The organism is Martinezella hainanensis (assembly GCF_900094555.1).
Lineage (GTDB): Bacteria > Pseudomonadota > Alphaproteobacteria > Rhizobiales > Rhizobiaceae > Rhizobium > Rhizobium hainanense.
In genome coordinates this window covers 57,953-80,889 of record NZ_FMAC01000019.1, presented here as the reverse complement: position 1 = coordinate 80,889, position 22,937 = coordinate 57,953, and the positions used below count along the sequence as shown (strand labels likewise).

The window sequence follows — 22,937 nt, the reverse complement described above, 5'->3', positions numbered from 1 at the left end:
CCGGGCGATGGAGCGCTGGTTCTCCCGCCAGGAGACATTTCCAGGTTTCGCTAGACGCCAATCCACCATAGCTCACCCTGTGACCAGTGAGGCTGTCCCTCTGGGGTGGACGTCACACTGGCTGTCAGGATGCGTCACATTTCTGCGGTCGAAAAATCGTAACGTCCGTCGAATGTTGGCGAGTACACGCCGTCGGGCGGCGAAGGTCGGACCGAACATTATAAAATCTCTAATTAATTTCAAAGGAGAAGGTTGTGGACGAATTGATTCATGCCGATGCTGTCGAAAAGCATGCCCATCTCCCAAATCTGAGTTCCATGCCTTACCTAGGTCAGGCCGATACATTTTTCGAACGTCATCTTCTCTCCGACGCCCTGGTGGAGCCGGCAACGGCCTATCAACGGCAGCGTTTCGAAGCCATGGCGCGTTCGGTTCGCGACATTCTGGCCGACCGCTGGATCAGGACGCAACGCACCTACGACCAAGCGAACCCCAAGCGCGTCTATTATATGTCGATGGAGTTTCTGATCGGTCGCTCGATGAGCAACAATGTCATGAACCTCGTGCTCGACAGGTTCATCGAAAACACCAGCCGCGAAGCGAACCTCGACTGGCTTGATCTTCTCGAGCAGGAGCCGGACGCCGGTCTTGGTAATGGCGGTCTCGGACGCCTGGCCGCCTGCTTCCTCGATTCGATGGCGAGCATGGAACTGCCGGCCATGGGTTATGGCCTGCGCTACGAATACGGCATGTTCCGCCAGGCGATCGAGGATGGCTGGCAGCAGGAGCAGCCCGACAACTGGCTGCGCCGGCAGGACCCGTGGGAAGTATCGCGCCGCGGCCAGTTCGTCGAGGTGAAGCTCGGCTGCAGCTTCGAAATGCATCAGGGCGCACTGACGATCATCGCCAACAAGCCTTCGACGCTCATCGGTGTTCCCTATGACCGGCCGATCGTCGGCTTCGGCGGAAAGACGATCAACAGCCTGCGTCTGTGGAGTGCTGCGGCGCCGGACTATTTCGATTTCCAGGAATTCAGCTCCGGCGATTTCGTCGGCGCGCTTGTCGGCAGCATTGCCGCGCAGACGCTGACACGCGTGCTCTACCCCGACGACTCCACCGAGATGGGACAGAGCCTGCGCTTCGCACAGGAGTATTTCCTGGTCGCCTGCTCGCTCGCCGATCTGCTGCGCCGCTTCCGCCGCGACAATGACGACTGGAACGAGCTGCCGAACAAGGTCGCCATCCAGATGAACGACACCCATCCGGCGCTGACCGTGCCGGAACTGATGCGCATCCTTCTCGATGACGTGCATCTTGAGTGGGACCATGCCTGGGACCTGACGCAGCGCACCCTCGCCTACACCAACCACACCCTCCTGCCGGAGGCGCTTGAGAAGTGGCCGCTGCACTATTTCCGGCAGATGCTGCCGCGCCAGCTCGAGATCATCTATGAAATCAACCGCCGTTTCCTCGACGACGTACGCAATCGCCATCCCGGCGATGACAAACTCGTCGAGCGTGTCAGCCTTATCGAGGAAGGGCACGAGGACAAGGTCCGCATGGCGCATGTGGCGATCGTCGGATCGCACAGCACCAACGGCGTTGCCGCCATCCATTCTGAACTGTTGCGAACCACGACGGTACGCGATTTCGCCGAGCTGTTCCCGGAGCGTTTCAACAACAAGACCAATGGCGTGACACCGCGCCGATGGGTGCGTCTTGCCAATCCGGAGCTGTCGAACGTCATATCCGAGGCGATCGGCGACAATTGGGTGGCCGATTTCGACCAGATCGGCCGGCTGAAGTCGCTTGCCGACGATGCGTCATTCCGCGACGCCTTCCTTAGCGCAAAACGCAACGCCAAGGTGCGGTTCGCCAGCTGGCTGAAGGAAAGCAGCGGGCAGGTCGTCGATCCCGACAGCATTTTCGATTGCCACATCAAGAGAATTCACGAGTACAAGCGGCAATTGTTGAATGCGCTGCGCGTCATCATTCTCTACAGTCGCCTCCGCGCCAATCCCGGCATGACCATGGCACCGCGTACCTTCTTCTTCGCGGGCAAGGCAGCACCCGCCTACAAAGTCGCCAAGCTCATCATCAAGTTCATCAACAATCTTGCACTGACGATCGAAAGGGACCCACTCGTCGCAGGCCGCATCAAGGTGGTCTTCCTTCCGGACTATTGCGTTTCGCTCGCCGAGCGCCTCATCCCGGCCGCCGACGTCTCAAACCAGATTTCGACGGCTGGCTTCGAAGCCAGCGGCACCAGCAACATGAAATTCATGATGAATGGTGCGCTGACACTCGGCACGCGGGACGGTGCGACGATCGAAATGGCCGAAGAGGCCGGTGAGGAAAACTTCTTCCTCTTCGGTCTGACCGCCCAGGAAGTCGCTGACAGCCGCGGCTGGTACAACCCCTATTGGCACTACGAGAATGATGCGGAAACGCGCCACGCGCTTGACCTGATCGCCCAGAACTATTTCAGCGCAAACGAACCGGGTGCGTTTTCGGCCCTGCATGATGTGCTCCTGAAGAACGGCGACCGTTACATGCATCTGGCCGATATCATCTCTTACCTCAATGCCGACGAGGCGCTGAGCACGCTTTATGGCGATCGCGGCGCATGGGCTCGCAAGGCGATCCTTAATGTTGCCGGTTCGGGCAAATTCTCGTCCGACCGCGCCATCTCGCAATATGCCGAGGAGATCTGGGGCATGAAGCCCTGCCCGGTTGCCTGAGGCATGCGCGACCACTGCGAACACGTATTGCTTGCGGCCCGAAAGATATCCGCTTCTGGCCGCAAGCCATCGCTGATGGGGTTTGCTCTCTATTCTGAAAAAAGCTCGCAGTTGCCTTCCGGCGGTGGCTGCGCGACAAAACTATGCCGAAAGCTGCTGCTTGAGCTCGCCGAGAATGGTGATGAGCGTCTGCTTGCGGTCGAGATTGTAGGCCTGCGAGACGTTCAGCCGCTCCGTAGTTTCGGAGTGCAGCCTAGCCAGCCTCTCGGCGGTGGAAATGGATCCGCCAAGCGCAGCAGCGCGAGCTCGGTCGATGATGTCATCGCCGATATGCGACAGGAAGAAGCTGAAGATCGTATCGCTGTCCTTGCCGGAAAGCGCGTCGGCGAGGCGGTGCATCGCCTTGCGAGCCGCTGGCCCATCCGCCGAAAGCACTTGCCGATAAGCTTCGATGATCTCGCCGCCGCCATAATTCAGGAGCTTCAGCGCTTCGCTGACGCTCCCCTTGGCAGCCGAGAGTAATCCACTCCCCTGCCCGGCCGGCACACCGAGATTTTCGAGCGCCGAGTACAAGGCATCATCGCCGAGCGGCGCAAGCTTCAGAGGCAAGCAGCGCGAGCGGATCGTCGGCAGAAGCCGACCCGGCGCGTGCGACAGCACGAGGAACAGCGCCCGCTTCGGCGGTTCCTCGAGGATCTTCAGGATGGCATTGGCGGCGCTGCGGTTGAGATCGTCGGCGGGATCGATGATGACGATCCGCCAGTTGCCGGTGCCCGAGGTCTGCGAGAAGAATTTTCCGGCGCGGCGCACTTCGTCGACGGTGATTGCGGATTTCACCTTGCCCGTCTTGTCGTCGACCGGCCGGCTCAAATGCAGCAGATTGTGGGACGCGCCGCCAGAAATCTGCCGGCTGACAACCGATGCCGGATCCGGATCGCCGATCACCTCCGGTGCGGATGCCGGATCCGGATGCGAGAGGACATGATTGGCGAAACGAAAGGCGAGCGTCGCCTTGCCGATGCCCTCAGGCCCTTCGATCAGCATGGCATGATGGCCCTTGCCGGAGCGATAGGATTGCGCGAGGAAAGCCTCCGCCTCCTTGTGGCCGAAGAGCTTCGTATTATCCTGCGGAGGAATGGCGCCGTCGAGAACGCCCGGCCGTTCGTCGCTCATTGCGCGGCTTCCGTTCCCGTGGCGAGATTGGCCGCCACCAGCCGCTTGTCGACAATCCCCGCGATTTCAGCGGCGATCTCGTCTTCCGACCTCTGCGCATCGATGACGTGGCAACGATCGGGTTCGCGAGCGGCGATATCGAGAAAGGCCTCGCGACGTTTCTCATGAGTCTGCATCTCTTCCTTCTCGAAGCGATCGGGTGCGGTCACGGCGGAAGCGCGCTTGCGTGCACGCTCCAGCCCGATCTCTGCGGGAATGTCGAGAATCAGCGTGCAATGCGGAATGACGCCGTTGACGGCAACCCTTTGCAGCGCCTCGATATAATCGGGCTCGAGATTGCCTGTCACGCCTTGATAGACGCGCGAGGAATCCATGAACCGGTCGCAAAGGACGATGGTGCCGCGTGCCATTGCCGGACGGATGACGTCCTCGACATGATCGTTTCGGGCGGCGGCGAAGAGAATGGCCTCCATGCGGGTGCCAAACATTTCCGCAGCGCCCGAAAGCAGGACGTGCCGCACGGCTTCGGCACCCGGTGATCCGCCGGGTTCGCGCGTCACCAGAACCTCATGGCCGCGCTCGCGCAACCGCTCGGCCAGGCGGCGAATCTGGGTGGATTTGCCAGCTCCCTCGCCGCCTTCGAAGCTTACGAATAATCCGTTTGCATCAGCCAATGATCATGTCCTGCACTTTTCGCGTGCCATTTGTCCGGCGCGCGATATGCATCCTGTTTAACCCAAGACATGTCCAGGTGGAACCGTGCATGTCCCGATGTCCGCCACTCTATATGGGGTGTGAACAGAGATTTCGCGAACCTTGCGGCCCATTCAGGTCGGCAATGGCCGGTCCCACAGCCAGGAGAACAGGAGCGATTCCGCTAGCTCCATGAAGGCATCGAAAGCGCGGCGACCCAATGTGCCCTGCTCAACCGCTTCCTTCGTATAGAGTGGCAGCTCCCGCACCAGACGCGCGCCCAGGAACACGCGAAGGGTGCCGGCCTCGTAACCTGCAGTCACCGGCGCTGTCAGCGGCCAGCGATAGACGATGCGCGCCGACAGCCGATCCGGCGTCTCGATCGGAACATAGACATCGACGGGCACTTTCGCCTGCAAGCCGACGGTGGAGGCAGCGCCGCCATAGACGCTGGCGTCGCCGATCACCTCGCCATCAGCGAAGATACGCTGGCTCTTGAAATTGCTGAGGCCCCATTCGAGGACGCGGCGCGTTTCCTCGATCCGGTCCTTGTCACTCTTCAGTCCGCCCAGTGCCAAAAACAGCCGGCGGCCGTCGCGCTGAATGGAGGCAACGATCGAAAAACCCTCGCCTTCGGCAAAGCCGAGCCCCAGGCCATCCACGCCTATATTGAGCAGAAGCATCGGGTTCTTGTTGCGCTGATAGATCTTGTTCCAGGTGAAGTCGGCCTGCCCAAAATATTTGTAGAAATCCGGGTGCTTCTCCTGCAGGTCCTGCGCCAGCATGACCATCTCCCGCGCGGAGACCTTGCCGCCGCCATTGGGGTCGTTGGCATCGGGCAGCCCGGTGGAATTGGCGAAGGTCGCCCGCGACATGCCGATCTCGCGGGCACGGGCCGTCATGCGCCGCGCAAATTCTCGCTCGCTGACGGACATGCCTTCCGCCAGAACGATGCAGGCGTCATTCGCCTGCTGCACGGCTATACCCTGGATCAGATCGCCGACGCGAATGCGCGATTTCAGTGCCGCGAACATAGTCGATGCGCGCGACGGCGCGCCGCCTGTCCGCCAGGCATTTTCCGAGACGGGATACTCAGTATCAAGATTGATCTCCCCTCGTCCAATCGCATCGAAAACGACATCCAGCGTCATCAGCTTCGCAAGCGACGCGGGAGAGATCGGCTGATCCTCGTTCTTGGCAAGCAGGATGGTGCCGGTCGACGCCTCGATCATGAATGCCTGCGCAGCTTTCGTGTCGAAAGCACCCGGCGTGGCTGGCTGCGCAAAAGCTTCGGCGCTACCGACTCCGATGAGGAAAAGGAACAAAAGAATCAAGCGCTTTGGCATATTGTCCCCTTCATCCGACCACCGGCACGATTATTTTAGTGACGGGTTAAGATTCAGGCAATGACGCCGATCAATCGACCTGCGTCGTATCCTGATGCTGGCGGCGATAGGACGAGAGGATCGATTCCTGCGTGAGCCCGTCATTGCGAACCATGACGGCATCGAAAGCGAGATCGACATAGACGGTCTTGATGGGAGCTTCCTGATAGGCGGCAACGGTCGAACCCAACGATTGATCCCCAACGCTTGCAAGACGCCGAGAGAAGTCCGGTCGCTCATAGGGGATCGGACCGATCCGCGGCAGCACGACCATTGTGGGGTCCGCGGTCTCCGCGGCCGGCATGGCGCCGCCGTTCCATTCCATCGGCGGCGGATTGTTGCGCTTGTTGCCGTTATATCCGGCATCCGGCGTTGAGCCGGCAAATGCCGTGGTCGCATAAGGAGACTGGCGCGGTATGGGTGCAATTGCCGGCGTGGGTTCGTAACTGCGCTGCTGGCGGCTTGTACGGAAGGGAGTATCCGTTTCGGGCAGCTGATCCGCTGTCATGCGTCCGGCGGAGGCAACCATCACGCCGGTCGCGATCTGGCCGCCCGGATTGATGCCGGGCAGACGCGAACCCTTCGGGGTATAGGAGGCCATCAGATAAGGCTCGTCATGGCCGTCCATGCGGGCGCGACCGACATACTGCACACGCACGTCTCCAGTGCCGCTATGCTGGAGATCGAGCAGCTGCGCCGTCTTGTTGGAAAGATCGATAATGCGGCCGGGATGGTATGGGCCGCGATCGTTGACGCGGACGATGATGGAGGAGCCAGTTTCGACATTGGTGACGCGAGCGTAGCTCGGTAGCGGGAAGGTCGGGTGTGCCGCGGTCAATGACTGCTGGTCATAGACTTCGCCATTGGCGGTTAGGCGGCCGTGGAAAGCCGAGCCGTACCAGGACGCGATGCCGACCTTGTTATAGCCGAAATCTTCCTTGGGGTAATACCACTTGCCCTTCACCTGATAGGGATTGCCGACCATGAAGCGACCGCCGCCCTTCGGCACGGGACCGTTGTTGACGACGCGAGGGCTCGCCTTCACGCCATATTCCTTCTCGGAGAAATATTCCTTGCCGTGCTGACGCGTCGAAGCAACTTTCTGAGACGTTCCGCAGGCCGTGATGGTTGCGCACATCAGTGAGAGAGCAAACCAACGCATACCCGTTGCGTATGTCACTGCACGATTTTCGAATTTCATCTGTCCCAAGCCGCTACTCATTACATTGACGGAGGTCTGCTACCGGTAGGTCCCTCATTCCGGTATCCTGCTACGCTCCAATCACCTAACGGTGCTTTAATCATGATTGCAGTTTGTCCATTTTGCGATGCAAATTGAGCGCACCGAAGAATTTCTGAAGATCATGGTTAATGCCTGGTAAAGTGCTGTCTGCTGCAAGTAGCGCGGGTCATGATCTTCCCGCTCCGGTGATAATCTATTTCCTGACCGCCGCCGGTCGTTCCGGATTGCAACAGATTCATTCGGTTTGTCATTGAGCTGGGATTGCGATGGGCAGATTTGGCGCAGCTCTTTCAGGCGCGTGTATCAAGACGCATCAGTATTTCGTCATGATAGATATCGTCGACTTTTAGCGCTTCCGTATCGACCGCCCAGGCCTTGAAGCCAAGGGATTCATAGAGGCGAATGGCTGCCGCATTGGAAGATACGACGGTGAGCCGTATCGAGCTGCAGGTGCGTTTTGCCTCGTCGATCGCCGCGATCATCAGTGAGCGCGACAGGCCGGTGCCTCGGCCTTCCGGGCGTACATACATGCCCCAGATGGAGGCGATGTGGCGCATCTTCGCGCCCTTTGACCGCGCAACCGCGACGACGCCAACCAGCGTTCCGTCATCCGCAAAGCCGCCAAATATGGCGCTGTTTTCAATCCTGTCGCCAATTTGAGCCAGCGAATAATCGAGCTCTTCTTCGTACGATGCGCCAAATGCTTCCGGATGGCGGGCCAGTCCTTCCAGGCGGACCTCCCTGAACATCGAAGCGTCGTCACGCTGCAGGCGGCGTATGCTGAAGCGCTGCATGCCCATCCTCTTTGCCAAAGCGCCATCGCGGCGCAAGGAAGATGCGCATTTCGCATCTCACTCTTCGCGCCGTCAACGCTCAATGTGTCATGGCGCCGATAACGTGCTGCAGCTTGTCCGGATTGCGGGTGCAATAGATGGTAACGACCTTATCCTGCTCGATCTGCAGCGCGGTCGTCTGCACCACATTGTCGCCTTCTATTGTCACGAAACCAGGCAAGCCATCGATGACGGCATAGTGGATCAGTTGTGAGGGCTGCGCGCGGAAAATTCGCGCCAGCTGCTCATGAAGCCGCATGGTGGCAGAGAGCCCGATGTGTGGTCGTTGGGATGTCGCCACCTTGCCGCCGCCGTCGGCATAGACAACGACATCCTCGGAAAGCAAGGCCTGGAGGGAGGCCATGTCTCCCGTTCTCGATGCCGTGAAGAAGGCTGCGGCAAGCTTGAGCCCCTGCTCCCTGCCGACGGCGAAGCGCGGCCGGGCTTCAGCGACATGTGCCCTCGCCCGGCTGGCAAGCTTGCGACAAGCGGCTGCCTCGCGACCGATCGCGGAGGATATCTCATCGAAATTCATGCCGAACACGTCATGCAGAAGAAAGGCGGCACGCTCCAGCGGCGAAAGGCGCTCCAAGGCCAGCATCAACGGCATGGTTATATCGTCGCCGGCATCGCCGTCCTCCGGATCGAAAATCGGCTCGGGCAGCCAGGAACCCACATAGGACTCCCGGCGACGGCGCGCCGATTTCAGCTCGTTCAGACAAAGTCTGGTGACGACGGTGCGCAGGAATGCCGCCGGCTCGCGAACGGAGGAACGATCGGTCGCCAGCCAGCGTAGCCACGTCTCCTGGACGACGTCCTCCGCATCCGCGACCGACCCGAGCATCCTGTAGGCAAGCCGAACCAGACGTGGACGCAGCTCGGAAAAGATCGGGTCGGAGGGCGCTTCACTCATGGGCAGCAAGCTCGCGTGGAAATGGATTGAAGTCGCGGCCGCGAGCGAATTGCAGCGTGGTCAGCGCCACACGTTTTCCAAGATGGCGCGCGGTCGCAAGATCGGATGCAGGCGGCGCGATTTCGGGGCCTTCATCCGTATTCGCCTGCGCGGCCGCGCCAAGCCAGAAGCCGAGACGGTTCATATCCTCCTCCGAGCCTGTTGAAGAGCAGTTCGCCGGCGGCAGATCGAGGCCGACCCAATGCATTCCGTGCTGGGCGGCGAAGATCACCATCTGCATCAGCGTCGAAAGCTTGTCGCCGGATCGCGATCCGGAGGTGGTGAAGCCGGCTGCGATCTTGTCCTTCCAGAGATAGCCTCTGGCAAGAACGGTATTTGACGTCGCTTCCTGAAAGGCTTTGAACGGTGCGGAAACCGCGCCCATATAGGTCGGCGAACCGAAGATGATCGCCTGCGCGGCATTGAGGTCGCCCCAGTGATGCTCCACCTCGTCGACGGTCAACAGCATGGCTTCTGCGCCATCGACCTCTTCGACCCCCGCCCTGACGGCTTCGGCCTGCCGGCCCGTATGTCCATAGCCGCTATGATAGACGATTGCGATGCGCTGGCGGATCATTTGTCATCTCCTTTGAAATTCGCGTTGCGAAGGACAAGACAAGACAGGCGTTCCCAATGTGACACGTCATGCTTCACTCTCGACGGCCATCAGCCCGCGATCGGATTAAACATTAGATATTAGTAATTATTGATCTACATCAGGCGATCCTGTAAGACTGCGGGCGTTCGATGGGCCTGCTTTCGGCAGGTCGTGTATGTTGGGTAAAGGGGGCATACCAAGATGTCTGAAGTCTTCGAACCGTTCATCGCTCGCGAGCGTTTTGTCGGTCCGCATAAGTTCGATATTCATATTCAGGACGAGTTGGGCCGGCAATGGTACAGCTATCCCAATCAGTGGCAAAGCGAACGGCAATGGTGGATCGACACCATCAGGCCAGGTGCCACGATCCTTGAATGTGGTGCACATCAAGGACTTACAACGGTTCTTCTGGCACTGTGCGCCGGGCCGAGCGGTGTGGTCCATGCCTGGGAGGCGTCTCCCGCCAATGCTGCCGTGATCGAACGCAATGCCAAGCTGAATGGATTGGAAAACGTCGTCGTCCATCCGCGCGCGGCTGGCGACCGGAAGGGCTTGTTGCCGGTTTACGACAGCCAGGGTTCCTTCATGGTTCTGGCATCGGATCAAGACCCGAGAATGTCGACGAAGGTGGAGGTCGTCAGGCTGGATGACGACTATGATCATTTGAGAAAGGTCGATTTCCTGAAGATCGATGTGGACGGAGCTGATCTCGAAGTATTGCTCGGGGCACCAAAGATTCTGTCCTATCGGCCCTACATCAATCTTGAACTGCACACTTTCCTCTTCGACAATCCGGTCAGGACGGTCTCCACGATCATGAAAATATTCGAGGATCTGGACTACAGCTTCAAGGTGGATGCCTATGACGGCAAAGACGTCGTTGACGTCGGCGTCTCACCGGACATTGGCTGGCTGACGAGCTTCAAATTCGTACAGCTTTTCTGCACGCCCTTGTAAAACCAATCGGGGCGGCGCTAACCAGCAGTGACCTTGGGCGGCATCAGACAGAGAGCCGCCTACCTGCCCTTAAAACATAATGATTTCATAGAGATATGGCGGAAGAGGTGGGATTCGAACCCACGGTACGGTTTCCCGCACGCCGGTTTTCAAGACCGGTTCCTTAAACCACTCGGACACTCTTCCATCTATTTGATATTGAAGAATTTTATTCTCCAATATCCGGTGCGGCAACCGTAGTGTCGCGACGCAGTTAGCGACTATTTCGGCTTCCGACTTGCGCTTATAGCGACTTGCAACGCTGCGTCAACTTATTCGGTATCGCCAGCCTCCATTGCCCGCGCACCATGCGGATAGGCAAATTGGGGAAATACCCAGAAGGCGAGGCTAGCCAAGCGTGGATCATGATTCTGATAGCGCGATGAAAAGTCGGGGGGCTGGATTGTGGGATCGCATCGCTTCTCGATGAGCATCCAAACCATTCGACGGCGCTTGCCTGGGCTGGCAAAAACAAGGGGGGCCGGCCATCTAAAGCGGCCGAACCCCCTTCGCCAGGTCAGGGGTCAAATCTGACTGAAGCAGACTAATGATAAGCAAAGCTTAGTGTTTGTCAATTGTCATCGCGTAAAGCATCCGACCTCTTCATTTCGGCGAATCAAAGGCGCGGGCAAACAATCCTCGTTTGCCGCCTCGCTCTCTTTTATTCAGTTTTTTTCAAATGGAGATTTATTTAGATCAGTAAGTTGGACGGTTTTGTTAAAGAAGGGTCCGTCGGCGGATTTTACGATCCAGCGAAAGGAATGTTCTTTCCAGCGCCGTCGATCGGATTGCGTATCCTGGAAATCCGTCGTCGGGCTAATTGTCTGCTGTGCTTTCATCAAAATTTGTAGGAAAAGAGGCTCTAAAGTTCTGCGCTCTCTTACAAAAGGTTCGGCGTCGATCAACCTGGATATCGCCCTCGCCCATGACACTCGACAATGGTTCCCTCTCCCTCGGTACCAAGCCTCTCGCAGGCCCTGCCCTTGCCGCCTTCTTCAGCCGGGACGCCGTTGCAGTTGCTTCCGAGCTGATCGGAGCGCGCTTGACTGTCGCGGGTATCGGAGGGCGTATTGTCGAAACGGAGGCCTATCGGCCGGATGATGCGGCATCCCACGCTTATCGCGGGCCTACGGCGCGCAATGCGGCCATGTTCGGACCGGCCGGGCATGCCTATGTTTACCGGTCCTATGGCATTCATTGGTGTTTGAATTTCGTCTGCGTCGGCGCAAGTGCCGTGCTCATCCGCGCGCTGGAGCCGGAAAGCGGTATTGAGCAGATGATTCGCCGGCGGGGTCTCGATGATATCGTTTCGCTTTGCAACGGGCCTGGCAAACTCTCCCAGGCATTGGCCGTCGACATAAGTCTCGACGGTCGCGCCCTCGACGCGATGCCGTTTGCCGTTTCGCTCGCCGAGCCCGTGGCAATCGTCGCGGGCAAGCGCATTGGCATCACCAAGAATGTGGACCCGCTCTGGCGTTTCGGTGCCGTCGGTTCGCGCTTCGTCAGCCGGCGTTTTCCGTGATCGACAAAAAAATAGGCCGCCGGGGTGGCGCCCGGCGGCCATGAGCCACACAGTGAAACTGGAAAGGCTGCGCGGCTATTCCATTGCGACGCTGTGATCGACTGCCGGCGGCGCCTTCGGCTTGCGCAAGAGCACCAGCAGCGGCATGGCGAAGATCGACATCAGCATCAGCAGTTTGAAGTCGTCCATATAAGCGATGATGGTCGCCTGCGTCGTGATCATACCGTCGAGCGATGCCCTGCCGACTGCCGTAAACGGGCTCACGCCCTGTGCCGCGGTGACGTCGAAATAGCGATTGAACGGCGTCACATAGGCCGCGATGTTGGCATGGTTGACCTGCGTATTCTCGGTAATCAGCATCGAAACGACCGAAATGCCGACACTGGAGCCGATGTTACGCGAGAGGTTGTAGAGACCGGTCCCCTCGCCGCGCATCTGAGCCGGCAGCGTCGCGAAGGCGATCGTCGTCAGCGGCACGAAGAGGAAGCCGAGGCCTGCACCCTGAACGAAGCCGACTGATATTAGCGTCCATTGCGAAACATCCGGTGTCCAGCCCGTCATGTCGTACATGGCCCAGGCCGTCAGCGCGAGACCGATGAACAGCAGCCAGCGCGTGTCCACCTTGCCGATCAGCCGCCCGACCAGGAACATGCAGAACATCGTGCCGAGGCCGCGCGGTCCCATGACGATGCCGGCCGTCACGACCGGATAGCCCATCAGCGTCTGCAGATAAGGCGTCATCAGCGCCAGCGAAGCCAGATAGGTCACGCCGACGATGAAGATGAACAGGATGCTGACGGCAAAGTTCTGGTCCATGAAGAGCCGCGGATTGACGAAACTTCGCTCGGCCGTGAACATATGCACGAGGAAGAGATAGAAGGCGCTGACGCAGACGAGTGCCTCGATGATGATCTCGCTCGAATAGAACCAGTCGAGCTGCTCGCCGCGGTCGAGGAATAGCTGCAGACCGGCGATCGCGATCGAAAGCATGCCGAAGCCGAACCAGTCGAGCTTGGCGAGCGCGTCGAGCTTTGTCTCGGTCACGTAGACGACGATGCCGAAGAAGGCGAGCGCGCCGATTGGCACGTTGATGTAGAACACCCAGCGCCAACTGATATTGTCGGTCAGCCAGCCGCCGATGACCGGCCCGAGCACCGGGCCGACCATGACCGAAACGCCGAACAGTGCCATGGCGCGGCCACGCTCCTCGACATTGTAGATATCGAGCAGAATGCCCTGCGACAGCGGTACGAGCGACGCGCCGAACAGGCCTTGCAGCAGGCGGAAGCCGACGATCTGTATCAGCGATTCCGACAGGCCGCATAGGACCGAGGCAACGACGAAGCCGGCGATTGCCACCAGCAGGACACGCTTGCGGCCGAATTTCGCCGAGAGGAAGCCGGAGGGCGGAGTCATGATGGCAGCCGCGACGATGTAGGACGTCAGCACCCAGTTGATCTGGTCGGCGCTGGCCGAGACGTCACCCTGTATGTGCGGCAGCGCCACATTGGCGATCGTCGTGTCCAGCGCCTGCATGATGACGGACAGGATGACGCAGGCGGTAATCGCGCCGCGATTGGCGACGACGGGTGCGGTGGGAGAAGCTGTGGCGTTATTACTCATGATCCTGACCGCGGGAATGGCCCAGCAGGTTGGTAATGAAATCAGGCAGGCCGCGGGCGTGGCCGGTGTCGACATCGGCGACGACACTCATCCCGACGCGTAGCGGAGGCTTGCCTGCCGTATCGTCGATATTGATGATCATCGGTATGCGCTGTACGACCTTGACCCAGTTACCGGTCGTGTTCTGCGCCGGCAGAAGCGAGAAGCTCGAGCCGGATGCCGGCGAAATGCTGGCGACCGTGCCCTTCCAGGTGACGCCCGGATAGGCATCGACCGAGATGTCGACCTTCTGGTGGGGCCGAACGTAAGTGAGCTCGGTTTCCTTCGGGCTGGCATTGATCCATAGATGCGTGGTGGAAACCAGCGAGAAGCCCGGCTGGGAGGCCGTCAGATAGGCTCCGACCTGCAACGAGGGAACATTGGCGGTCACGCCGTCGAAGGGTGCCTTCACGACGGTATCGTCAAGCTCGCGCTGCGCATTGTCGACGGCAGCCTTGGCCTGCAGATAGAGCGGGTTCTGTTCGGCAGGCAGATCGGCGGTGCCTTCGCCGCCCAATTGGGCGAGAGTTGCGGCAGCCGTAGCCTGTGCGACCAATACCTTCTGTTGCGCGGCTTCGAGATTATGCCTGGCCTGGTCGAGAGCCGCCTTGGAAGCGACCGAGCTGTTGATCAGATTCTGCTGGCGGTCGAATTCCGTTTGATAGTACGGGATGTCGGCTTGCGCCTGGGCGATCTCGGCCAGGGCCTGCTTGTAGCTTGCCTGCAGGTTCAGGATCTGGTTCCTGGCATTGCCGAGCTGCGCTTTCGCGCCTTCGAGCGCGATCCGGAACGAATCGGGCTTCAGGCGGAAGAGCACCTGCCCTTTCTTCACGACCTCGTTCTCATGCACGTCGACCGAAATCACCGTGCCGGATACGTCAGTGGAAACGCCAACCATGTCGGCCTGGATATAGGCATTGTCCGTGGACATGATCTGTCCGCCGGTGACGTAGTAATAGCCGCCGATGACGAGCGCGGCCGGAAGCAGCGCAAACATCACCGGTCGCGTCATGCTGCGGCGCTTGCGCGGCTTTTCGGGAGGTGCCGCAGGTGTAGCCGGGGCAGTCGTCGACGGCTGGGGCGCCGGGTTGGAGGATGGGGCCTCGGCGACTGGAGTTTGATTTTGTTCGGAGGAATTTGCGTTCGCGGGTACGCGAAGCGGGGAAGATGCTTCAGCCATGTTGTAACTCTTTGTCGACTGCCTTCGAGCGGCAGGCGCTGACCAGGTTCGATTTCATAAGGGTAAGCAATTCATAGAGGCGCTCTTGATCTTCCTGAGAGGCGCCCTCGAGCGCTTCCCGGCGCGACTGTTCACCTATGCTGCGCATGGTGTCCATCAGCGGACGAGCCTCTTCGCGCATGTAGAGGAGCCAGCTGCGCCGATCGTTCGGATGTTGCCGGCGCTCCACCAGCCCCCGTTCGCTGAGTTTGTCGAGGATACGCACCAGGGTGATCGGCTCGATTTCCAGAATCTCGGCCAATCCGGCCTGATGGATGCCCTCATTGTTCGCGAGGTAGGCAAGCGTCTGCCATTGCGAGCGTGTCAGGCCCAAATCCTTTGCACGCTGCTCGAATCTCTTTCGAAGCAGTCGGGCAACGTCATGGAGGAGAAAACCAACGGTGGGGGTCGAAATCATGGTATGAGGAGCCTGCTATTCATAAGCAACCTTATAATTGTCATTACCTATAGTAAGCGCCCATGTGATACAAGAGGGTGAGCGTTCAACAAGTGGCGATGGTCAAGATGTCGCAGCGAGTGTCGCAAAGATGCCGCACCAAGCGGTGGTTGTGGCGTATTCGGCAGGAACTGCAGCGTTCAGGTGCGGGCGATTCCACTTGCGATCAATTGAAAAGGCGCGGACAGTTGTCCGCGCCTTTTCGGCAGTTTCGCAGCTGTGGTGGCTCGCAGGGCTCGTCCACCGATCGGAAAGTTCGTCCTGAAGCTAGCGTCTGCTCAGGAGACCGATCAGATAGCCGATGCCGGCTGCGGCCGCGACCATGAAAATCGGCTCTTCACGAACTCTCTCTCGCAACTGCTCGGTGATCTCCTGGGCTTCTTCGGCGACGACAGATTTCGCTCCCTGCCCGACGGCTGCCACGCTTTGCGACAGTTTTGCCAGATCTTCGCGCAACGCTGCCACCTGGGCGGCAAGATCTTCCATCGCCGTTTCCGTCTGGGCTCGTGCCGAAGAAGACTGAGCGGAAGCTGATTTCGTCTCTGCCATCGTATGCTCCTTGAGTTTCCGTGTTGTTAGAACGCTGTCACCTATCAAAGGTTCCGGCACCTTTGCGCCTCCCTCGGTGATTTCCCTGCTGGCTCTTCAATTCCGGTTCGGATTGTTCTAAGGAACTCCGATTGTTTCGCCTGCGGGCGAAGGCTTGATGATGACGAGGTTTGCTTTCCGATGTTCGACGTGCTGAGAAAAATTGCCCAGACCTGGGTTGCCAAGGGTTTGTTGCTTCTTCTTGCGGCAGCCTTCGGCGTGTGGGGCGTCGAGCGATCCCTCATCACCGGCGGCAGCAGCAATACCGTTGTCACGGTTGGCGATCAGCACATCGATACCAACGAGTTCCGTCTTGCCTATCGCCGGCAGATCCAGGCGATCAGCCAGCAGTTGCGCATGCAGATCACGCCGGAGCAGGCTCGCGCCTTTGGCATCGGGCAGCAGACGGTGGCGCAGCTCGTTGCTGGTGCCTCGCTCGATCAGCTTGCCGCTGACATGAACCTCGGCCTTTCGCAGGACCGGCTTGCCAAGCTCATCGGCGACGATCCGGCCTTCAAGGCTGCGAATGGCGCCTTTGACCGTCAAAAGTTCGATATGCTCCTGCGCAACAGCAGCATATCGCCTGATGACTACATCAAGGAGCGCAGCAAGGTCGCGATCCGCAGCCAGATTGTCGAGGCTGTTTCGAACGGCTTTACAGCGCCGGCGGTTCTTGCCGATGCGGTCAAGCAGTATCACGACGAGACCCGCAGCGTCGATTATCTGCTGCTGACCAACGCCAATATCGATCCCGTCAAGGCGCCGGCCGACGACGTGCTGCAAAAGTGGTTCGACGGCGTGAAGTCGAAATATCGTGCGCCCGAATATCGCAAGTTCGCCTTTGTGAAGCTGCAGGCCGAAGATATTGCCGATCTGGCAAGTGTTACGGATGACGAAGTGCGCGCGCAGTTCGACAAGCGCAAGGACAGCTTCACCACGCCGGCAACCCGCACCATCGAGCAGCTGACCTTCGCCAATAAGGATCTCGCCAATGCCGCCGCCGATGCGCTGAAGACCGGCACGACCTTCGATCAGCTCGTCACCGACCAGGGCAAGAAGCCTTCCGACGTTCTGCTTGGCACTTTCACCAAGGATCAGGTTCCGGACAAGACCGTTGCCGAGGCCGCCTTTGCCGTAACCAAGGAAGGCGGCACCAGCTCCGTCGTTGATGGTTCGTTCGGCCCGGTTATCTTGCGCGTAACCAACGTGAAGGCCGAAACGGCGAAGAATTTCGACGAGGTCAAGGAAGATATCCGCAAGCAGATTGCGCTCGGTAACGCCGCCAACGAAATCACCAGCTTCCACGACAAGTTCGAGGATCTGCGGGGTTCCGGCGTTTCGCTGCAGGAGGCGGCAACACAGCTGAAGCTGAAGCTTGTTGCCGTCGATGCCATCGATGCGACCGGCCTCGATCAGAGTGGCAACGAGGTCAAGGATCTGCCAGCCCGCCAGCAGCTGATTTCGGAAGTCTTCAAGGCCGATCAGGGCGGCAACCCTGCACCGCTGACGGTCGGTAACGATGGCTATATCTGGTACGAAGTGACGAATGTCACGCCCGATCACGATCGCACTCTTGCCGATGTGCGTGAAAAGGCCGTTGCCGATTGGACTGCCGAACAGCAGAAGGTGGCGCTTGCCGCCAAGGCGACCGAGCTGAAGCAGGAAGCGCAGAAGGGCAAGTCGCTTGCCGATATCGCCGCCCCACTCGGCATTGCGGTTGAAAGCAAGACTGGCATTACACGCTCGACCGACGATCCGGTTCTCGGCCGTGGCGGTATCGCTGCTGCCTTCTCCGGCCCGGTCGATACGGCTGCGAATGCGGTCGGCGCCGATGACACGACGCAGATCCTGCTCAAGGTCACCGATGTCAACGATAATCCGACAACCGACGCGCTGAGCAACGACGATCAGCAGGTCGCCCAGATCGCCAACGCCGCCGGCGACGATATCCTAGACCAGATTGTCGGCCAGCTGCAGTCCAAATACGCCGTCACGGTCAACCAGAACCTCGCCGAACAAGCGATGTCCCGCTAGGCCCGTTTGGGAGGATGGATAGTCAATGACCGAATTGAAGCCTTTCCTCGCCAAGGTCGCCAATCGCGAGGCACTGACGCGGGACGAAGCCCGGCAGGCGTTCGAGATACTGATGTCGGGCGAAGCCACGCCGTCGCAGATCGGCGCGTTCCTCATGGCGCTGCGCGTGCGCGGCGAAACGGTTGACGAAATCGTCGGTGCCGTCACGACAATGCGCGCCAAGATGCTGCCGGTGAAGGCGCCGGCGGATGCCATTGATATCGTCGGCACTGGCGGCGATGGGTTTGGCACATATAACATCTCGACGCTGGCGGCCTTCATCGTCGCCGGCGCCGGCGTGCCTGTCGCAAAGCATGGCAATCGTGCTCAAAGCTCCAAGGCCGGCACCGCCGACACGCAGTCCGTATTGGGCATCAAGCTTGATATCGGACCGGAAACGATCGCCCGCTGCATTCGTGAAGCCGGTATCGGCTTCATGTTCGCGCAGCTGCATCACTCCTCCATGCGCCATGTCGGTCCCTCGCGCGTCGAGCTCGGCACGCGGACGATCTTCAACCTTCTTGGCCCTCTTTCGAATCCGGCTGGCGCGCGACGTCAGCTGTTGGGTGTCTTCGCGCCGCAATGGGTATTGCTGCTGGCCGAAGTTCTGAAGGATCTGAAGGCCGAAAGCGTCTGGGTCGTACATGGCGACGGCCTGGACGAAATCACGACGACTGGCAAGACCTCCGTCGCGGCTCTGGAAAACGGCAAGATCCGTACCTTCGAGCTGACACCGTCAGATTTCGGCCTGAAGCATGCCGACCTTGCCGATCTCAAGGGCGGCGATGGTATTGCCAATGCAGCGGCCCTTCGTGCGGTGCTAGGTGGCGAAAAGAACGCCTATCGCGACATCGCACTTGCCAATGCGGCGGCCTCGCTGGTCATTGCCGGCAAGGCGGAAACGCTCCATGATGGGATGAAGCTCGCGGCCCATTCGCTCGATAGCGGCGCTACCGCCGTTGCGTTGGAAAAGCTCATTGCCGTTTCCAACGAGGAAGAACAGGACTAGGACGTCATGACCGATATCCTTAGAAAGATCGAAGCCTACAAGCGCGAGGAAATTGCCGCTGCCAAGGCCAAGCGGTCGCTTGCCGATCTCAAGGCGATGCAGGCCGGACAGTCCGCGCCGCGCGGCTTTCATAAGGCGCTGCTCGCTAAGCAAGAAGCCGGCGCTTTCGGCCTGATTGCCGAAATCAAGAAGGCAAGCCCGTCCAAGGGTCTGATCCGCCCCGATTTCGACCCGCCGGCGCTTGCCAAGGCCTATGAGGCCGGTGGTGCGGCCTGTCTTTCGGTGTTGACGGATACGCCGAGCTTCCAAGGTGCTCCTGAATTCCTGACGGCTGCCCGCGCGGCCTGTGCGCTGCCGGCGCTGCGCAAGGACTTCATGTTCGATACCTATCAGGTGCAGGAAGCCCGCGCTTGGGGTGCGGATTGCATCCTGCTCATCATGGCATCGCTTTCGGACGATGATGCCGAGCGTCTCCAGGACGAAGCCTTTGGCCTCGGCATGGATGTGTTGGTCGAGGTACATGACGCCGAAGAGATGGATCGTGCGCTAAAACTGTCCTCGCCGTTGATCGGCATCAACAACCGCAATCTGCGCACCTTCGAAGTCAGTTTGACGGTCAGCGAGAACCTAGCACCCATGGTGCAGAAGGATCGGCTGCTGGTCGGCGAAAGCGGCGTCTTCACCCATGCCGATTGCAAGCGTCTTGAAGCCGCAGGCATCACCACATTCCTCGTTGGCGAAAGCCTGATGCGGAAGGATGACGTCACGGCCGCGACCCGATTGCTGCTGAACGGCGAAGCCGGCATTCTGGCGGCTGAGTGAAATGAGCACGCCGAAGGCCGGTCTCACGCATATCGATGCTTCGGGCGAAGCGCATATGGTCGATGTCGGCGGCAAGGCCGAAACGGCGCGTAGCGCCACGGCCACCGGCTACGTCAAAATGAAGCCGGAGACACTGGCGTTGATTCGCGAAGGCAATGCCAAGAAGGGCGACGTCATCGGTACGGCGCGGCTTGCCGGCATCATGGCGGCGAAACAGACGAGCAATCTCATTCCGCTTTGCCATCCGCTGATGCTGACGAAAGTTGCCGTCGACATCGAAGAGGATGCCGCCCTGCCTGGCCTGCGCGTCACAGCGACGGCCAAGCTGACCGGCCGCACCGGCGTCGAGATGGAAGCGCTGACGGCGGTTTCCGTCGCTTGCCTGACGATCTACGATATGGCCAAGGCTGCGGATCGTGGCATGGAAATCGGCGGCATCACGCTATTGGAGAAATCCGGCGGCAAATCTGGAGATTTCCGCCATTCGGGGGCCTGATTTATGAGCCTGTTACCCGTTGCCGAAGCACAAGCGCGTCTGCTGAACAGTGCCACGCCGATCTATCGTTTCGAGAGCGTTCCGCTTGATATGGCCGAGGGCCGAGTTCTGGCGAGGGATCTGACCGCTCGTCTGACACAACCACCTTTCGACGCCTCGGCCATGGACGGCTACGCGCTGCGCTTCGAGGATGCTGCGGCGCCGGGCGCAGAATTGGAGGTCGTAGGTGCTTCCGCTGCCGGCCATGCCTTCGATGGCAGCGTCGGCAAGGGCGAAGCAGTCCGCATCTTCACGGGTGCTCCCGTCCCGTCAGGTGCCGATTCGGTTCTCCTGCAGGAAGACGCGCAGCGCCTGGAAGGCGATCGTATCCGCACCGCCTATCCTTTGCGCAAAGGGCAGCATATTCGCCCGCGCGGACAGGATTTTCTGGAGGAGGAAGCCGTGCTTCCGGCTGGCACAATCATGGATTTTTCGCGGCTCACTGTCGCCGCGGCCATGAACCATCCGGCATTGGATGTTTACCGGCGGCCATTGGTGGCGATTCTAGCGACCGGTGACGAGCTTGTCGCACCGGGCAATGAACCGGGGCCATCACAAATCATCGCCTCGAACACCTTCGGCATTGCCGCACTTGCGCGCAATGCGGGCGCCCATGTGCTTGATCTCGGCATTGTATCCGACGACAGCGACGAGATTACCGCTGCCATCGGCCGTGCGCAGGTAGCAAAGGCCGATATCATCGTCACGCTCGGTGGCGCCTCCGTTGGCGATCACGATCTGGTGCAGGCGACGATGATTGCCGCAGGCATGAAGCTGGACTTCTGGCGCATCGCCATGCGTCCGGGCAAGCCGCTGATGGTCGGCAGCCTCGGCGACATGCATGTTCTCGGCCTTCCCGGCAATCCCGTTTCCAGCCTCGTCTGCGGGCTGCTCTTTCTCGAGCCGCTGATAAGAAAGCTTGCATCCCTGCCGCCGGTAAAGCGCGAAGGCATTGCGCGCGCTGCGGTGCCCTTTGCGGCTAACGATCAGCGCCAGGATTATGTGCGTGCGACGCTGACGAGGGCCGATAACGACGGCTGGCTCGCCGAGCCCTTCTCGAAGCAGGATTCATCGATGATGAAGGTGTTTTCGCGTGCCGACTGTCTGGTCGTCCGCCCGCCGCATGCATCGCAGCTTGAAGTCGGCTCGCCAACTCCAGTCATATTCCTGCGGCCCGATCTGCTGGGCTGAAGTTGCCCAGGGAAATCGCATGGCGGTTCTCCGTCCGGAAGTAGCGAGGCAATAAGAGCGGACAAGCAAAAGCCGGGAGGTTCGACCCACCCGGCTCGCAATCGTCAGATCAATAGGCCAACTAATTACTTCGCCGGCTTCTCGTGGTGGCCACCGAAGCCGGCGCGCATGGCGGAGAGAACCTTGTTGGCGTAATCGTCATTGCCGCGCGAGGCGAAGCGGCCATAAAGCGCTGCGCTGAGAACCGGTGTTGGAACGCCTTCGTCGATGGCAGCCGAAATCGTCCAGCGGCCTTCGCCGGAGTCGGAAACACGGCCCGCATACTGCGAAAGCGCTGCGTCGCCATGCAGGGCGTCGGCCGTGAGGTCGAGCAGCCAGGAGGTGATCACGCTGCCGCGGCGCCAGACTTCGCTGATTTCGGCAATGTCGAGATCATACTGATAGTACTGCGGATGAGAAAGCGGAGCGGTTTCAGCATCCTTCTCGGCAGTCTGCTTGCCGATATTGGCATGATGCAACACGTTCAGGCCTTCGGCGTAAGCTGCCATCAGGCCATATTCGATGCCGTTGTGGACCATCTTGACGAAGTGGCCGGCGCCGGATGGGCCGCAATGCAGATAGCCCTGCTCCGCCGTGCTGTTCTTGGCGGCCTCTTCGGAGCGCATCTTCGACGGAGCTACGTCGCCGACACCAGGAGCAAGCGTTGCGAAGATCGGCGAGAGATGCTCGACGGTTTCCTTCTCGCCGCCGATCATCAGGCAATAGCCGCGCTCCAGGCCGAAAACACCGCCACTGGTGCCGACGTCAACATAATGGATACCCTTCGGCTTCAACTCCTCAGCGCGGCGGATATCGTCGTGATAATAGGAGTTGCCGCCGTCGATGACGATGTCGCCCTCTTCCAGCAAAGGCACGATCGCAGCCAGCTCCTGATCAACGATTGCAGCCGGCAACATCATCCAGACGACGCGCGGCTTGGCGAGTTTCGATACGAAATCCGCAAGAGACTTGCTGCCGGTGGCGCCGAGCTGCTCCAGCCCCGCGATGCTTTCCGGACGCGCATCGAAAACAACCGCACTGTGACCGCCTCTCATCAGGCGCTGCACCATGTTGTTGCCCATACGGCCAAGGCCAATCATTCCGATTTGCATATGTCAGTCTCCTAGGACGGTTTTAATCGTTTGAATGTTCAATAGAGACATTTCGCAGCATTTTCCAATGAACAAATGACGGGCGAGCTATGCA

The 22,937-nt window shown here is 59.7% G+C and carries 20 protein-coding genes and 1 tRNA gene; 8 read left to right on the top strand and 13 right to left on the bottom strand.

All coding sequences use genetic code 11. From position 1 onward, the window contains the following. Positions 1-254: 254 nt before the first annotated feature. Positions 255-2,741 carry a glycogen/starch/alpha-glucan phosphorylase gene (locus tag GA0061100_RS32440; RefSeq protein WP_244558014.1) on the top strand — a complete coding sequence of 829 codons (2,487 nt, stop codon included), beginning with the start codon at positions 255-257 and terminating at the stop codon, positions 2,739-2,741. A gap of 141 nt (positions 2,742-2,882) precedes the next feature. On the opposite strand, the gene GA0061100_RS32435 is transcribed toward GA0061100_RS32440, so the two are convergent. The 7 genes from GA0061100_RS32435 to GA0061100_RS32405 all read right to left on the bottom strand — a co-directional run bounded on the left by GA0061100_RS32435 (position 2,883) and on the right by GA0061100_RS32405 (position 9,597). Then, a complete protein-coding gene (locus tag GA0061100_RS32435) occupies positions 2,883-3,914 on the bottom strand; it encodes a DNA polymerase III subunit delta' (protein ID WP_075856974.1) in 1,032 nt (343 codons plus the stop codon). Continuing rightward, positions 3,911-4,588: a dTMP kinase gene (gene tmk / locus GA0061100_RS32430; RefSeq protein ID WP_075856973.1), complete on the bottom strand. Its 678-nt coding sequence runs from the start codon at positions 4,586-4,588 to the stop codon at positions 3,911-3,913. Before tmk ends, GA0061100_RS32435 begins: the two co-directional genes overlap by 4 nt. A gap of 153 nt (positions 4,589-4,741) precedes the next feature. Then, positions 4,742-5,953 carry a D-alanyl-D-alanine carboxypeptidase family protein gene (locus GA0061100_RS32425; RefSeq protein ID WP_075856972.1) on the bottom strand — a complete coding sequence of 404 codons (1,212 nt, stop codon included), beginning with the start codon at positions 5,951-5,953 and terminating at the stop codon, positions 4,742-4,744. A gap of 70 nt (positions 5,954-6,023) precedes the next feature. Continuing rightward, positions 6,024-7,193, bottom strand: a complete 1,170-nt coding sequence (locus GA0061100_RS32420) for a septal ring lytic transglycosylase RlpA family protein (protein ID WP_075856971.1) — start codon at positions 7,191-7,193, stop codon at positions 6,024-6,026. Between the two features lie 332 nt (positions 7,194-7,525). After that, complete coding sequence (locus GA0061100_RS32415) at positions 7,526-8,029, bottom strand: GNAT family N-acetyltransferase (RefSeq protein WP_075856985.1); 504 nt, start codon at positions 8,027-8,029, stop codon at positions 7,526-7,528. A 79-nt stretch (positions 8,030-8,108) separates the two neighbouring features. Continuing rightward, complete coding sequence (locus GA0061100_RS32410; RefSeq protein ID WP_075856970.1) at positions 8,109-8,981, bottom strand: sigma-70 family RNA polymerase sigma factor; 873 nt, start codon at positions 8,979-8,981, stop codon at positions 8,109-8,111. Then, positions 8,974-9,597 carry a flavodoxin family protein gene (locus GA0061100_RS32405; RefSeq protein WP_075856969.1) on the bottom strand — a complete coding sequence of 208 codons (624 nt, stop codon included), beginning with the start codon at positions 9,595-9,597 and terminating at the stop codon, positions 8,974-8,976. Before GA0061100_RS32405 ends, GA0061100_RS32410 begins: the two co-directional genes overlap by 8 nt. 222 nt (positions 9,598-9,819) lie before the next feature. Between GA0061100_RS32405 and GA0061100_RS32400 the strand changes: the two genes are divergently transcribed. Then, a complete protein-coding gene (locus GA0061100_RS32400; protein WP_075856968.1) occupies positions 9,820-10,575 on the top strand; it encodes an FkbM family methyltransferase in 756 nt (251 codons plus the stop codon). A gap of 96 nt (positions 10,576-10,671) precedes the next feature. On the opposite strand, the gene GA0061100_RS32395 is transcribed toward GA0061100_RS32400, so the two are convergent. Beyond that, positions 10,672-10,761 (bottom strand) — tRNA-Ser (locus GA0061100_RS32395). 778 nt (positions 10,762-11,539) lie between these two features. Here GA0061100_RS32395 and GA0061100_RS32390 point away from each other — a divergent pair. Next, positions 11,540-12,136, top strand: a complete 597-nt coding sequence (locus GA0061100_RS32390) for a DNA-3-methyladenine glycosylase (RefSeq protein ID WP_075856967.1) — start codon at positions 11,540-11,542, stop codon at positions 12,134-12,136. Positions 12,137-12,211: 75 nt separating this feature from the next. Here GA0061100_RS32390 and GA0061100_RS32385 read toward each other — a convergent pair whose 3' ends face one another. The 4 genes from GA0061100_RS32385 to GA0061100_RS32370 form a co-directional block, all read right to left on the bottom strand. Further along, entirely contained in the window at positions 12,212-13,759 is a 1,548-nt protein-coding gene (locus GA0061100_RS32385) for a DHA2 family efflux MFS transporter permease subunit (protein WP_075856966.1), read from the bottom strand. After that, positions 13,752-14,978, bottom strand: coding sequence for an HlyD family secretion protein (locus GA0061100_RS32380; RefSeq protein ID WP_075856965.1), 1,227 nt, complete (start codon positions 14,976-14,978; stop codon positions 13,752-13,754). The genes GA0061100_RS32385 and GA0061100_RS32380 overlap by 8 nt, the downstream gene beginning before the upstream one ends. Then, a complete protein-coding gene (locus GA0061100_RS32375) occupies positions 14,971-15,435 on the bottom strand; it encodes a MarR family winged helix-turn-helix transcriptional regulator (protein ID WP_075856964.1) in 465 nt (154 codons plus the stop codon). The genes GA0061100_RS32380 and GA0061100_RS32375 overlap by 8 nt, the downstream gene beginning before the upstream one ends. Positions 15,436-15,741: 306 nt before the next feature. Then, positions 15,742-16,023 (bottom strand): hypothetical protein, encoded by a 282-nt coding sequence (locus GA0061100_RS32370; RefSeq protein WP_075856963.1) that lies wholly within the window; start codon positions 16,021-16,023, stop codon positions 15,742-15,744. 180 nt (positions 16,024-16,203) lie between these two features. Between GA0061100_RS32370 and GA0061100_RS32365 the strand changes: the two genes are divergently transcribed. The 5 genes from GA0061100_RS32365 to GA0061100_RS32345 are packed head-to-tail and all read left to right on the top strand — an operon-like array spanning position 16,204 to position 21,692. Beyond that, the gene (locus tag GA0061100_RS32365) at positions 16,204-18,096 is read left to right on the top strand and encodes a peptidylprolyl isomerase (protein ID WP_075856962.1); all 1,893 of its coding nucleotides are present in this window, start codon (positions 16,204-16,206) and stop codon (positions 18,094-18,096) included. 25 nt (positions 18,097-18,121) lie between these two features. Then, positions 18,122-19,144 carry an anthranilate phosphoribosyltransferase gene (gene trpD / locus GA0061100_RS32360; RefSeq protein ID WP_075856961.1) on the top strand — a complete coding sequence of 341 codons (1,023 nt, stop codon included), beginning with the start codon at positions 18,122-18,124 and terminating at the stop codon, positions 19,142-19,144. A gap of 6 nt (positions 19,145-19,150) precedes the next feature. Next, the gene (gene trpC / locus GA0061100_RS32355; RefSeq protein ID WP_075856960.1) at positions 19,151-19,966 is read left to right on the top strand and encodes an indole-3-glycerol phosphate synthase TrpC; all 816 of its coding nucleotides are present in this window, start codon (positions 19,151-19,153) and stop codon (positions 19,964-19,966) included. 1 nt (position 19,967) lies between these two features. Further along, positions 19,968-20,462 (top strand): cyclic pyranopterin monophosphate synthase MoaC, encoded by a 495-nt coding sequence (gene moaC / locus GA0061100_RS32350; protein WP_075856959.1) that lies wholly within the window; start codon positions 19,968-19,970, stop codon positions 20,460-20,462. A 3-nt stretch (positions 20,463-20,465) separates the two neighbouring features. After that, positions 20,466-21,692, top strand: a complete 1,227-nt coding sequence (locus GA0061100_RS32345; protein WP_075856958.1) for a molybdopterin molybdotransferase MoeA — start codon at positions 20,466-20,468, stop codon at positions 21,690-21,692. Between the two features lie 125 nt (positions 21,693-21,817). Here GA0061100_RS32345 and gnd read toward each other — a convergent pair whose 3' ends face one another. Then, on the bottom strand, positions 21,818-22,843 hold the full coding sequence (gene gnd / locus GA0061100_RS32340) for a phosphogluconate dehydrogenase (NAD(+)-dependent, decarboxylating) (protein WP_075856957.1): 1,026 nt from the start codon (positions 22,841-22,843) through the stop codon (positions 21,818-21,820). Positions 22,844-22,937: the final 94 nt, after the last annotated feature.

Bases quoted from the DNA above. Each gene is read 5' to 3' on its own strand.
- GA0061100_RS32415 (WP_075856985.1), bottom strand. From the start codon at position 8,029: ATGCAGCGCTTCAGCATACGCCGCCTGCAGCGTGACGACGCTTCGATG.
- GA0061100_RS32390 (WP_075856967.1), top strand. From the start codon at position 11,540: ATGACACTCGACAATGGTTCCCTCTCCCTCGGTACCAAGCCTCTCGCA.
- GA0061100_RS32375 (WP_075856964.1), bottom strand. From the start codon at position 15,435: ATGATTTCGACCCCCACCGTTGGTTTTCTCCTCCATGACGTTGCCCGA.
- trpC (WP_075856960.1), top strand. From the start codon at position 19,151: ATGACCGATATCCTTAGAAAGATCGAAGCCTACAAGCGCGAGGAAATT.
- GA0061100_RS32400 (WP_075856968.1), top strand. From the start codon at position 9,820: ATGTCTGAAGTCTTCGAACCGTTCATCGCTCGCGAGCGTTTTGTCGGT.
- GA0061100_RS32435 (WP_075856974.1), bottom strand. From the start codon at position 3,914: ATGAGCGACGAACGGCCGGGCGTTCTCGACGGCGCCATTCCTCCGCAG.
- GA0061100_RS32405 (WP_075856969.1), bottom strand. From the start codon at position 9,597: ATGATCCGCCAGCGCATCGCAATCGTCTATCATAGCGGCTATGGACAT.
- GA0061100_RS32410 (WP_075856970.1), bottom strand. From the start codon at position 8,981: ATGAGTGAAGCGCCCTCCGACCCGATCTTTTCCGAGCTGCGTCCACGT.
- trpD (WP_075856961.1), top strand. From the start codon at position 18,122: ATGACCGAATTGAAGCCTTTCCTCGCCAAGGTCGCCAATCGCGAGGCA.
- GA0061100_RS32380 (WP_075856965.1), bottom strand. From the start codon at position 14,978: ATGGCTGAAGCATCTTCCCCGCTTCGCGTACCCGCGAACGCAAATTCC.
- GA0061100_RS32420 (WP_075856971.1), bottom strand. From the start codon at position 7,193: ATGAAATTCGAAAATCGTGCAGTGACATACGCAACGGGTATGCGTTGG.
- GA0061100_RS32365 (WP_075856962.1), top strand. From the start codon at position 16,204: ATGTTCGACGTGCTGAGAAAAATTGCCCAGACCTGGGTTGCCAAGGGT.
- gnd (WP_075856957.1), bottom strand. From the start codon at position 22,843: ATGCAAATCGGAATGATTGGCCTTGGCCGTATGGGCAACAACATGGTG.
- GA0061100_RS32425 (WP_075856972.1), bottom strand. From the start codon at position 5,953: ATGCCAAAGCGCTTGATTCTTTTGTTCCTTTTCCTCATCGGAGTCGGT.
- GA0061100_RS32385 (WP_075856966.1), bottom strand. From the start codon at position 13,759: ATGAGTAATAACGCCACAGCTTCTCCCACCGCACCCGTCGTCGCCAAT.
- moaC (WP_075856959.1), top strand. From the start codon at position 19,968: ATGAGCACGCCGAAGGCCGGTCTCACGCATATCGATGCTTCGGGCGAA.
- GA0061100_RS32345 (WP_075856958.1), top strand. From the start codon at position 20,466: ATGAGCCTGTTACCCGTTGCCGAAGCACAAGCGCGTCTGCTGAACAGT.
- GA0061100_RS32370 (WP_075856963.1), bottom strand. From the start codon at position 16,023: ATGGCAGAGACGAAATCAGCTTCCGCTCAGTCTTCTTCGGCACGAGCC.